Annotated in this window: 10 protein-coding genes; all 10 read right to left on the bottom strand. The window is 47.3% G+C overall.

The genetic code is table 11. The features are described 5' to 3' along the window. Positions 1 to 9: 9 nt before the first annotated feature. Complete coding sequence (locus ADU23_RS18505; protein WP_053375078.1) at positions 10 to 1197, bottom strand: ABC transporter permease; 1188 nt, start codon at positions 1195 to 1197, stop codon at positions 10 to 12. After that, positions 1194 to 1883 (bottom strand): ABC transporter ATP-binding protein, encoded by a 690-nt coding sequence (locus ADU23_RS18500; RefSeq protein ID WP_053375077.1) that lies wholly within the window; start codon positions 1881 to 1883, stop codon positions 1194 to 1196. The genes ADU23_RS18505 and ADU23_RS18500 overlap by 4 nt, the downstream gene beginning before the upstream one ends. Then, positions 1880 to 2935, bottom strand: a complete 1056-nt coding sequence (locus tag ADU23_RS18495; protein WP_053375076.1) for an efflux RND transporter periplasmic adaptor subunit — start codon at positions 2933 to 2935, stop codon at positions 1880 to 1882. Before ADU23_RS18495 ends, ADU23_RS18500 begins: the two co-directional genes overlap by 4 nt. A gap of 626 nt (positions 2936 to 3561) precedes the next feature. Next, the gene (locus tag ADU23_RS32850; protein ID WP_157265854.1) at positions 3562 to 3717 is read right to left on the bottom strand and encodes a hypothetical protein; all 156 of its coding nucleotides are present in this window, start codon (positions 3715 to 3717) and stop codon (positions 3562 to 3564) included. Further along, positions 3680 to 4375 carry an acyltransferase domain-containing protein gene (locus tag ADU23_RS18490; protein ID WP_053375075.1) on the bottom strand — a complete coding sequence of 232 codons (696 nt, stop codon included), beginning with the start codon at positions 4373 to 4375 and terminating at the stop codon, positions 3680 to 3682. The genes ADU23_RS32850 and ADU23_RS18490 overlap by 38 nt, the downstream gene beginning before the upstream one ends. Positions 4376 to 4538: 163 nt before the next feature. Further along, on the bottom strand, positions 4539 to 5948 hold the full coding sequence (locus tag ADU23_RS18485) for an alpha-L-fucosidase (RefSeq protein WP_053375074.1): 1410 nt from the start codon (positions 5946 to 5948) through the stop codon (positions 4539 to 4541). Positions 5949 to 6032: 84 nt separating this feature from the next. Beyond that, entirely contained in the window at positions 6033 to 7739 is a 1707-nt protein-coding gene (locus ADU23_RS18480) for an ABC transporter substrate-binding protein (RefSeq protein WP_053375073.1), read from the bottom strand. A gap of 116 nt (positions 7740 to 7855) precedes the next feature. Next, positions 7856 to 8755, bottom strand: a complete 900-nt coding sequence (locus ADU23_RS18475) for a carbohydrate ABC transporter permease (RefSeq protein WP_053375072.1) — start codon at positions 8753 to 8755, stop codon at positions 7856 to 7858. Positions 8756 to 8811: 56 nt separating this feature from the next. Further along, entirely contained in the window at positions 8812 to 9696 is an 885-nt protein-coding gene (locus ADU23_RS18470; RefSeq protein ID WP_082311307.1) for an ABC transporter permease, read from the bottom strand. 273 nt (positions 9697 to 9969) lie between these two features. After that, complete coding sequence (locus ADU23_RS18465) at positions 9970 to 12237, bottom strand: helix-turn-helix domain-containing protein (protein ID WP_231637483.1); 2268 nt, start codon at positions 12235 to 12237, stop codon at positions 9970 to 9972. Between the last annotated feature and the right edge of the window lie 21 nt (positions 12238 to 12258).

Raw genomic sequence — 12258 nt, 5'->3', positions numbered from 1 at the left:
TCAAGTCGATTATTCGTATCTTAACGCTTCAATTGGCTGCAGCTTAGCAGCTTTGTTGGCCGGATAATAACCAAAGAAAATACCGACGGTTGCAGAAAATCCGAATGCAAGCACAATCGCCCAAGCCGATATTACGCTTGGCAAAGCCATGAAAAAAGAAACACCCGCTCCAACCAGCAGCCCTAGCAATGTGCCTGTCATTCCTCCTAGAAAGGATAGGATGACCGACTCGATTAGAAACTGGAGCTTAATGGCGCTAGGCGTAGCCCCGATCGCTTTGCGTATTCCGATCTCGCGCGTTCGCTCCGTAACCGATACGAGCATAATATTCATGATTCCAATTCCGCCTACCAGAAGCGAGATCGCGGCGATTGAGCCAATGACGACTTGCAGAATTCCGAAAATGTTGGACACCATATCCTGTGCATCTTTGCCCGATTGAGACGTAAATTGCTCCGGCTCGGCATTGTGCCTCATGGCGAGCCATCCCTTCATTTCCTTCATCAGCTCTTCCATTTGCTCGGGTTTTTCCGATACGACATCAAGTGAACTAATATATCGTCCTGCACTTGAGTTTGGCATCGACTCAAGCGGCGCATACGCGTTATACTGCGTGCCTCCCGTATCGCCCAAAATACTTTTTTGCGGCTTATAGACGCCTATGATTTGAAAGATTCCTCCCGATAGCCTCAACTTTCGATTCAAGGCTCGCTCGGATGATCCGTAAACTTTCTCGGCGTATTTTTTTTCTACGACGACCACCTTCTGCTTCGTGCGCTGCTCTTGGGCATTAAAGAAACGGCCTGCCAGCAGATCAACCTTTTGCATCTTCGTCATATCCGAGGTTGTGCCGAGCAGATTGAGCAGCAGCTTCTCCGTTCCGCGCATCTCAGACATTTGAAAGCTGCTGCTCGTTGAAACAAATTTCACGCCATCGAGTTTTCGAGCCTCGTTCAAATCTCTTAATGTAATGCTGGCATTGGAATTCCCTTCGCCTGCCGTTTTAAAGACGACGAAGTATCCGTCCGAATAATTGGATAATTCATTCAAGACAGAAGTTTGCCCCGCCTGCCCGATCGATACGACCGTTACAACCGCCATAACGCCGAAGACAATTCCGATCATCGTAAGCAGCGAACGCATTTTATTGACTCTTAGGTTGTCCAGCGCCACCATAATGCTTTCCCACATACTCATGTAACGGCACTTCCTCTGCGCGTTTCTCTAAGCAGCTTGCCATCTCCGAACCAAAGGACACGCTCCGCATGCTCAGCAATTTCCGGCTCATGCGTGACAAGAATGATCGTCGTGCCTTCTTGATGGATATTTTTGAACAGCCCCATCACTTCCTCTGACGATTTGGAATCGAGATTGCCCGTAGGCTCATCCGCCAGCAGGATCGGCGCATTCATGGTCAGTGCCCTTGCAATGGCAACCCGCTGCCGCTGCCCGCCAGACAGCTCAGTCGGCTTATGCTTCACGCGGCCGCCGAGTCCTACCTTCTCAAGCAGCTCCAGTGCCCGTTCCGTACGTTTGGTCCGATTCAGTCCCCCATACATCATCGGAAGCTCCACATTATGCAGCACCGATTGTCTGCCGAGCAGATTAAAGCTTTGAAAAACAAATCCGATTTTGCGATTGCGAACGGAGGAGAGCCGAACCTCATCGAGCGCCTGAACCTCTTCGCCGTCCAAAATGTATTTGCCTGACGTAGGCACATCCAGGCATCCGATAATATTCATCAACGTTGATTTTCCCGAGCCGGACGAGCCCATAATGGCGACAAACTCGCCGCGCTCAATGGTCAGATTAACAGATCCTAGCGCCTCAACCTCAAGCGGCCCGTTGCGATACACCTTTCGTATGTCCTGGAGGGTAATCATTGGACGGTCACCTTGCTGCCGTTCGCAAGCAATTCCACGTCCTTGATAATGATTTTGTCCCCAGGCGCGGCGCCGGAAACGACCTCATAGTATTCATCATTTTCTTTCCCCGTCTGGATTTGTACCTTTACCGCTTTATCCTGTTCAACCTTGTAGAGGTAAGCCTTTCCTTCGCTCTGAACGACTGCTTCCATAGGAACAACGATTCTTTGCTTATCGGGAATTTTCAATTCCACGTTGACATTGTAGCCGGGCCGCAGCTCGCTGCTTATATGCTGCAGCGTTATGGTAGTGGCCACGTAAGCATCCTTGTAGGCAGGATCTGTTACGACGGCGGTAGACGCCATCTTGGATACCTTGCCCTCATAAACGTCGGCAAACGATTCGCCGCTGATCGATACAGGCATGCCGAGCTTTACTTTGCCCGCTTCGATCTCGTTGATATTAGCAACGACCTTATAGGCTGAAAAATCCGAGGTTTTCAAAATAAGCAGGCCCTCGCTAATTAATTGCCCGCTGTTTACAGCAAGCTCCGTTACCGTTCCGTCTGCATTAGCCTTGATTTCATCCTTAACCAGCTTTTTTTCCATCGCTTTGATTTTAATGTTATGGGTTTTGATTCGAAGGTCGAATTGCTCTAATTTCAGGGGTTCAATTGCTGCGTCTTGGTTTTCGATCTGCTGCTGCCTAAACTGCTTAAAATGCTCCTGCTTCGCAGCCAGACGCTCCGCTTGCGTGATTTCGAGGTTTACGCGTTCTTCTTCCAATGCTTGCTTAACGCTGTCCATATTGAGCGTAATTAACACTTGGCCTTTCTTGATCTTATCCCCTTCCTTCACCTTCAGCTCTTTGATTAGCCCGTTCGTGTCCGAATACAGGGAAGTCGTCTCTTTTGTTTCCAGCTTGCCGCTTACATATATTTCTTCCGCCATGGATTGCTCAGTAACATCTCCTAGCACAACCGTAATCGGCTGATTCATTGCGATAATAGAGAAGCTGCTTATAGCGCCAATAACGAGTACGATAACGATGACCCAAATCCACTTTCTCATGGCATCCACCTTTTCTTTGTGTAAGTAAACCCGATCTTAATTGGTGTCCTTCCCTCCGATTTTATCCAGTCGATTCCAGTTATGTATTCATTTATTCAAAATAATAACATAGAAACGGCATTGGTCAACTTATATTATTGTAAATTTTTCTATTTATGGAGTGCTAGTCCTAAGACCTATCTCCAAAGGCCTGCCTCCCATTTGAACGAATCGATTCAATAGAGGAATAAAGCCCTTTTATTTCTGATAGGACTTTTAGCGCTTTTTTTCGAACGCCAATTATTATTTCTGAAATACAAACAGCATGCCGGCAAGCCAAACGAGTCCCTAGGTTTGAGTTGAAAAACGTGCAAGCAGACTTGATTTTTCTTCCAAAGCCAGCGTTATTTGAAAGCGCTCACCTTCCGAAATCGCTCATAAACTTTTAAAATTAATTAAAAAACGGATATAATCCAAAAGAACTAAAAGATAAATTTCTATCTCGACTAAATTTTTACAAAAAGTAAAAACAAAAAAAGCTGACTTTGGCATTAAAACCAACGTCAGCTTATGGATTATGTTAACTTTTCAACATATGTCAGCCATTAACAAACCCGAACAGAACATAAAAAAAAGAACCTCATCACTTAGATCGATGAGGCCCCATCCAGCATAATTCCATAACCGCTTCCGAGCTTATGGCCGGCAAGCAGATAAGCTTTAGCACTGCGCTGCAAGCTTGTTTGCGCTTCATATTCGGCAGGATCAGCGCTTAAATATTCTTTGTTCGGCTTCCCTCGCATGTTCATCAACTTCATAAATGTAAAACTGTTTTTGAAACTGCAAAATATTCGAGTCCGCGCTCAAAACCTTGCTCAGCTCCGGGTAAAGCAGCCATGAGTGACAAACGTAAACCGGAGATACGCCTCTAAAAAAAGCTCTCGCAAGCTCAAACGACTTCTTCACGCCTTGAGGCGTTAACGGCTCTCCTGCCGGAATGTGGACATTAAGCACAATTTGATGCTTTGCTAGTTTCCGGCCATCTGCTTCTAAGTCACGGTCAAGTGCAATAGGCTGGAATTGCAGCCTTCCGAGCCGGAACAAACGAAGCTGAACATGCTCCTGCAGCCAGTTATATTCTTCGATGCCGTATTCACCAAAATCACGCTTACAAGTAGAGCTCCAAATTTCAATATCCGAGAAAGTAGCATAATAGATTTCATCGCTGATACCTCGGATTCGGTACTCCTCATAGGCATCTACCCCGAACCTGACAAATAAATAGAGTAACCGTTCTCGATAGCTTGTCGTTTGCTTTACACTTTCAAAGAAGGAGCCGCGGTCCGCATAAAAATATTGTTTATGCGCTTCATACGCCTCTTCATCCATACGATACGCATACAATTGCTGCGCAGCAGCAGGGTCAAGCTTAATGCCTTCGCAAAACGATTGGATATTCAATAAAAACACGCCCCATTTCCGGAAACCTTGCTTTCCTAACCATAAACCCCAGTTACCATATTATCAAGAAATTACTTCGATTTTTTCAAGCGGCTTGCCATAGCTAATCGCAAAAAGCTGGTTTTGGCTTCTCGCCCAAAACCAGCTTTAGTAGCTCGGCACACTATTTTCTCTGCATCCGGAACACATGCGCGATCGGCGCATTTTCCGATATCGCAGCCGCAGGCAGCTGAACCGTGATCCCATCAGCTTCGCGCGTCCAGCTCAGCTTTCCTTCCATACCTACAAGCTCTACCGATTCAAGCGAATCGTTAAACGGAATAAAAATCGTCTCGGAAACTTCCGAGTCCGCAGATGGATACAGGCAAGAGCAATAGACCGCATCGCCTTTTTGCGTGAAGGCTTGGCTGCCAGTGAAGTATGGCGCGCAAATGCGAGTGCCATAAATCGCTTCCCCGTTCACTTTCAGCCAAGCGCCAAGCTCCTTCATGCGCTTGATTGCGCCTGCCGGCAGCCTGCCATCCGGCTGCGGAGCAACGTTTAGCGCCAAGTTCCCTCCCTTGGCAACAACCTCTAGCAAAATCCTCACGATTTGGCGGGTCGGCTTATAGTTATCTTCATATCGGAACGAGAAGGAAGTGCCCATCGTAATGTTGCTCTCCCACGGAATATTCATCGCCTCGGACGGGATCGTCTGCTCTGGCGTGACGTAGTTTTCATATGGGCCTCCTACCGTCCGGTCTGCCGATAGCAGCCACGGCTGATGCTCCCTAGCCTTCTCCACGACTTCGCCAAGCCGAATATCCTGTCCGCTTCGGAGCGGCCTAACCCAGCCAGCATCGAGCCAAAGGACGTCAATTCTGCCGTACTCGGTCAATAATTCCGTAATCTGCTCATGCGTAAAGTTGACAAACTTATTCCAAAGCTCGGGATGCTGCTGCGGATCATAAGTCGGCCCGCGCCGCGTGTTGGTAAGGCTGCGCTCCATATCCGGCGCCCAGTAGTAAGGCGTATGCCAGTCCGCTTTGGAGAAATAAGCGGCGATAGCGAGCCCCTTCGCCCGGAAAGCGTCGAATACATGGCGGCAGACATCGGCGTATTTATGCGTGTGAAAAGGCGTTTGCTCGCCAGTGATGCGATACTCCGTCGTTTTTGTATCCCACATGCAGAAGCCGTCATGATGCTTCGTCGTAAAAATTAAATATTTAAATCCGTTTTCTTCAGCGAGTTCCGCCCATTCCTCCGGCTGAAAGCGAATCGGGTTAAACGTCTTGTTCAAATCAAAATATTGGCGCTTGAACGCTTCCCCATCCGTCTCCCAATCAATGCCTTCACGTGACCAATCCTGGTCTTCATCGCTAAGAGCCCAGGATTCGACTACTCCAATCTGGGAATAAGGTCCCCAGTGCATCATCAGCGCAAGCTTCTGATCCTTAAACCATTCCAGACGCTCCAGCGTAGTCGGATTGCTTGGGCGCACGTATTCGCGCTCGCTGCTAAAATTATGGACGCCTTCATGCAGCACTTGCTCTTCTGTCTCTTCTTGCAGATGATCCAGCGTTTGATCGCTCATCGTTGCAAAACCTCCTAGAGTCGGTTACGAATACGACCGCTCCGCAGACATATGGCCCGCGAAGCGGCCTTCTCTTCTTAATGGTTATGGAGTGCTTAACGCTTTCTGATAAATGTCGATGTATTGACCAAGCTGCAAACCGTCAAAGCCCTTCACATAAGCATCCCATTCCTTGCTTATATCTTTGGAGCCTGTAATAAACTGCGCCATATTCGACTTCGTATAATCAACGATCGTCGTTTTCAGCTGGGCTGCGATTTCGGCATCTTCCTGCGCAATGAATACGCCGTTAGGATACATTTCCTTGGAGTGGAAAGGCTCATATTTTTTCGATTCCGTGTTCAAGCGCGTTCCGTAGCCGCCTTCTGCAAGCGGGTCCTGAATAGCCATCCAAGAGGAACGGTATTCATACGTGCGAAGGGAAGGTCCGATCTGTTCCCATCCGTCGTTATGCGTCTGCTTTTTCTCTTGTTGAATGACGGAATATTTGGCCTGCTTCCCGTCGAGGTCGAGTTCGCCCTCCGCCGCTTTGCGCCAGCCCTTATTTTCAGGGCCGGACTCTTGCAGGACGATTGCTTCTTCCGTGTACAAGTAGTCAGCCAGACGTATCGCGGCAATCTGCTGCTCTTCTGTCGCCTTGTTCGTAATGGCAAATTGAGATTTGCTAATGCCGGCGAAGTTAAGCGTCTGCTGAACGCCATTAGGGCCTTTAAGCGGAGGCAGCGTCACATAATCTTTGTGCCTTGGCTGTGCATCCGTCATATTATAGGCATAGCTTATAAGTGCCGTCGTCGCAGCGCCCATAATGTTATCCGTTTCCCGGTTAGCCAGCTGCTGGATGGCGTCGGCATTTTGCGTAAAGGCTGCCGGATCGATTAATCCTTCCTTGTACAATTTGTTCAAGTACGCAAGCCCTTGCTTCCATTCCTCCTTATTCGCCGTGAAGTCAACCTTGCCATCCTTTACGGATAAGAAGGTGCCGGCGTTTTTCTCGGTATAATCATCCACAATGAAGGCGTTCATTAGAAATGCGGACACATTCCCTGCCCACATCTCATCCGAGCCCGTAAGCGGAAGCTCATCCTTTTTCCCGTTGCCATTTGGGTCCTGTTCCTTGAATGCCTTCAACACTTCGTAGAATTCATCCGTTGTCGTCGGCAGCTGAAGACCGAGCTTATCAAGCCAAGCCTTGTTGATCCAAAGCTTTAACCCGTTATCACAGTGGTAGCATTCATTGATTTGCGGCAGCGCGTAGATGTTGCCGTCTGGAGCCGTTATCGATGATTTCATATAAGGAATATCAGCAAGCGCCTTCTTGATCGTAGGAGCATACTTTTCGATCAAATCATTCAGAGGAATAAACACGCCCTGCTTCCCGTATTTCATCTGCTCTTCCCTAGTCAAGTTGCCGTGCAGAATCACTTCCGGATAATCGCCGCTCGCCAGCATCAACTGCTTGCGGTCTTCGATGGAATTGTTAGGGACAAGATCCCATGCGATTTTAATGTTCGTCTTCTCTTCCAAAAACTTCGTAAAAGCATTTGTCTCCATGTTCTCGATCGTCGGAAGCTGCGGGGCGAACATTTTCAGCGTCAGCTGCTTGTTCACTATCGGAAATGTGCCTACCTCAGTGAAGACATCCTCTTTTGCTTGATTCGTTGCCGTCTGTCCGCCTTCTGTCTGACCATTATTAGGCGTCCCCGAATTTTTGCTGCACGCAGCAAGGAAAACGGCACAGCTAAGTACGATACACAACAAGATTGCACTGGATTTTTTCCAACCTTTTCTCATCTAAACGACTCCTCCTTGTTATATCCGTAATACTCCCCGTAACCTGCAATGGCTTATTTGAATGACCGCCTCGGCCCCAAAGGCAACCCATCCCCCCTTCATAGAATGACAGCTGTTCAGCCCTTTAACGAACCGATCATGACACCCTTTACGAAATATTTCTGAACAAATGGATAAATAATGAGCACCGGACCGCTGGCAACGACGATTAATGAATATTTGAGCAGGTCCTTTAATCCCTGCTGGGCAAGCATCTGATTGGCATTGGCGATCATCGACGCGTCCACCGTATTAAGAATAAGCACGTTGCGCAGAACAATCTGCAAAGGGAACAGATCCGGCGAGCGCAGGAAAATAAGGGCGTCGAAATACGCATTCCAGTGTCCCACCGCATACATCAGCATCATAACGGCGAGTATCGGTTTGGAAAGCGGCAGCACGATACTGAATATAAAACGAATATCGCTGCAGCCGTCTAAATCGGCAGCCTCTGCCAGCTCATCCGGAATACTAGTCTGGAAAAAGGTTCTCGCTATAATGACTTGGAATACGGCTAGCGCTCCCGGTAAAATCATAGCCCAGCGGGTATCCAGCAGATGCAATTCCTTCACGACCAAATAATACGGGATCAGACCCCCCTCGAACATCATCGTAATGACGAGAAGAATCATGAAGAAATGGCGTCCGTAGAACGTTTTCCTTGCCAGCGGATAAGCAAGCATCACCGTCAGCACAACGTTGATTAACGTGCCAACAACCGTGTAGTACAACGAGTTCATAAAGCCGGTACCGATCTGAGGATTGTTGAATACTGCCTTATAACCGTCCAATGTGAATTGAACCGGGAACAGCCATACCTTGCCGGAGACTACAGCCTGCGGCGAACTGAATGATGAGCTTAAGATGTAGAGCAGCGGCAGCAGCACGACCAATAGAACCAAGGTCAGAAATGTGTAAATCAATACCATGAATAAGCGGTCACCGTTTGACTCGCGAATGGATACGTTTTTTGCCATAAGGTCTCCTCTCTACCCGAACCTGGGCGCTAGCAAACTTGCATGAAGCGCGGCAGCTACCACAAGCTATTATTCGATAGCTTTCTAGCGATATAGTTCACGACAATTAGCAAGGCTAAATTGATAACCGAGTTAAAGACGCCAATCGCCGCCGAGAAGCTGAAGCTTGAGCCAAGCAAGCCCACCTTGTACACATAAGTGGAAATGACCTCGGAAGTCGCAAGATTAAGCGGATTTTGCATCAAATAGATTTTCTCAAATCCCAGCTTCATTAGATTGCCTAGGTTAAGAATAAGAAGAATGACGGATACCGGGATCAGGCTTGGAATGTCGACATTAATTATTTTTTGAATTCTAGATGCGCCATCGACCTTCGCCGCTTCGTACAGTTCCGGATTGACACCCGCTAAAGCCGCTATATAGATAATGGCACCGTAGCCGGTATGCTGCCACACATCCGACCAAACATAAATGGATTTAAACAATGACGGGATGCCCATAAAATTTGTATTTTCGACGCCGAGCATCTGGAACAGCTTGCTGACTATTCCGACATTAGGCGTCAAATTTACGATTAATATAGATACCATAATAACCGTCGAAATAAAGTAAGGCGCATAAGAGACCAGCTGCACGCTTTTTTTAAACAACCCATTGCGCACTTCATTAAGCGCTAGCGCTAGCAGTATCGGCGCTGGGAACCCGACAAGCAAGCCATAAAGGCTAATGCCGAGCGTGTTTTTCATATACAACCAGAAGTTAGGAGAGTCAAAAAACTGATTAAAGTATTTCAATCCAACCCAATCGCTTCCAAAAATGCCTTTGATGACGTTGTAGTCCTTGAATGCGATCATGATGCCTGCCATCGGTACATACTTGAAAATAATGAGATAAGCGATCGGCAGCAGAATGACGAAATACAATTGCCAGTGGCGCGCCATCTTTCGTAAAGGCGCATAACGCCTCGCTGCCGGGGCAAGGGGGACTGAAACGGGTTGCCATTCATGATTAAGTTTGGACAAGGGCTTACCTCCTTTTCAACAGCCTCGTTTGTGGTTGCGCTTTCATGTGATCATTCTATAATCCGTTCTCTCCATGCCACAAGATACATTAATTGCCGGCCTAACCTTTTTCGCAATTATTGCTGCACGAGAAACGGCAGCACCTTATACAGCCGGTGCTGCCGTCCATTTGGGTAAACGATATTCTTATCCTTAACGTTTTTCACTTCCGTGCTCCGTCAGCCATTTTTCTGCTTTCCGCGTCTCTAAACGGTATTCGCCCGGCGATGATCCGACGACCTTCTTAAATATTCTAGTAAACGAGATCGCATTCGTGTAGCCTACCTCTTCGGCGATGCTTTGCACCGATTTCCGCGACTCCAGCAGAAGCCTCTTGGCTTCGTTCAAACGGATATGAATTAAAAAATCGATGAACTTCTCCCCTGTCGTCTCTTTGAACAGCTTGCTCACGTATTTTGCGTTCATATTAAATTTCTCGCTTAAATATTCAAGCGACATGTTCGGATTCACATATTCCTCTTCAATCATTTTGCGCATCTCCAAGATGATGCCCGCATGCTGCCCGCTGTACCGCATATCCGCAAGCGTATCCTCAAGCTCAACCATTTTGCCAATGATCGCTTCGCGCATATTTTCCAATGAGTGGCAATGATCTAATTTATCCGTCAGTATCGGCAATGCTTCGCTTTCCCAAATAGCCTGACATTCCTTGCCCTGTCCTGAAAGCTCGCGCCCCAAGCTGTACAGCAAGTAATTTATGACGTTCATGATCTCATCCTTGGTTAGCAAACCTTGCTTCATCTGGCTGAACAAATCATCCAATTGCTCCCTCCAGCTATTTTCCGATTTGCGGAAGGCATAGACGGCTGAACGGATGATGCCGAGATAAGAATATACCTCTACTTGTCCTTGGCTCATCATATCCTCACGCGTAATGAGGCGGTTTTCGCCAAGCACCATTTTATAATCAAGCGCTTCAAGCGCCTGCTGAAAAGATTTTGCGATGGCATGCTGATGCAAAGCCGGATCTCCGATTCCGATGCTTACCGTAAATTTCATGTTTTGCTCGATCCAAGACCGGATGCTGTCGCACAGCTGAACTAACATTTTGACGTCCGCAGCGCCTTCGTTTGCGAATAAAATAACGCTAAGCCTTGATGAAGCCGTCCATTCCGCCCAGCTTTCATAGCCGGAACGTGAAGACAGCTCGTAAGTAATGCTTCGCAAAGCAAACTTTAACAGATTTTGATCGTTTCTCGAATAATGGCTGCAAAATTCACCGTACTTATCTATTTCCAATACGATCAGCGCATGGCTCTCAGCGGGCACGGGAAGCTGCAGCCGTTCAGCTTCGCGCCGCCAATCCTCCAGCGTGAGCTCCGTTCCCTCTTCAATGAGCCGGTGAAACAGATTGCGCGTCCGCAAATGCAGATCCTCTTTGTATTGCTGCTGATATTGTTTGGCCTGTTCCGTCAAATTATCAAGCGCGGATTCAATAAATACGAATTCATCAATCCGTCCAGATCCCGCTTCATTTCTGCTGCCCGATAACGCCAGCTTATACCCGCTGAAGCGCGAAACAATTTGTTCCACCGGCCTCGCATTGCGCCTTGTCACATAAATCATCCAAATGAGGCCTGCGACGATCAATGCCAGCCCGATCATAAACCACGCATTGTACAGCAAAGATACCGTTTGAATGAATGTTCCTTGCACAAATCCGCTTATATAGGACCAATTCGAATAGCTTGACTTATAATTCGCATAGATGTGCATGGTTTTTACCGGTTCTGCCTGTCTAAGCAGTTCGTTGCCCGCTCCGTCTTCTATCCGAATGAAGCTGACTTTTGAATCGTACAGCTCATTCACTAATCGCTGCAAGGAATCAACCGCCACATTCACGACAATCATTCCTTTTTCACTCGTCATGAACGGAGCGCCTCTCACAAGACTAACGACCTTCTTGCCGTTCAAAATGGTAAATTGTTCAAACGTGCGCACATTCGTCCATTTTTGCGAAATCGTGTTGCGATATTGCTCGATAAAGGCTTTGTCCGGATACGTATCAATATGTCCGTTAGTCGCATTGCTGAGTACGACTTGATCTTCGTAACGAACCAAATAAATCGAATCGATAATCGGATAATAAGCAATCATATCGTTCATTTTCATGACGGCGCTAATGTTGATGTAAGGATCGCCGCCCTCTTTGCTGTTAAAAAAATGGATTAGCGATTGGTTATTAATCGATTCCTTCATCACCATATTATCGACTGCTCTTAGAGACGAGTCTATTAACCTCATCGCCTGCAAAGACAACATGCTATTCGCATTGATCGCCTCTTTGCGGCCCTGTTCACTAATCAATTGAAAAAAAACGAAAAAGGTAAAGGTGACCACGATAATAAATATCGGCATATAGGAAAGCAAAAGCCGATTAAACCACGATTTGCTCATCATTAGCCTCACTCGTTTCCCTAG

The sequence above is a fragment of the Paenibacillus sp. FJAT-27812 genome, from assembly GCF_001273905.1.
GTDB lineage: Bacteria > Bacillota > Bacilli > Paenibacillales > Paenibacillaceae > Pristimantibacillus.
The sequence above is the reverse complement of the archived record's forward strand: the minus strand, read 5'-3'. Positions and strand labels throughout refer to the sequence as shown.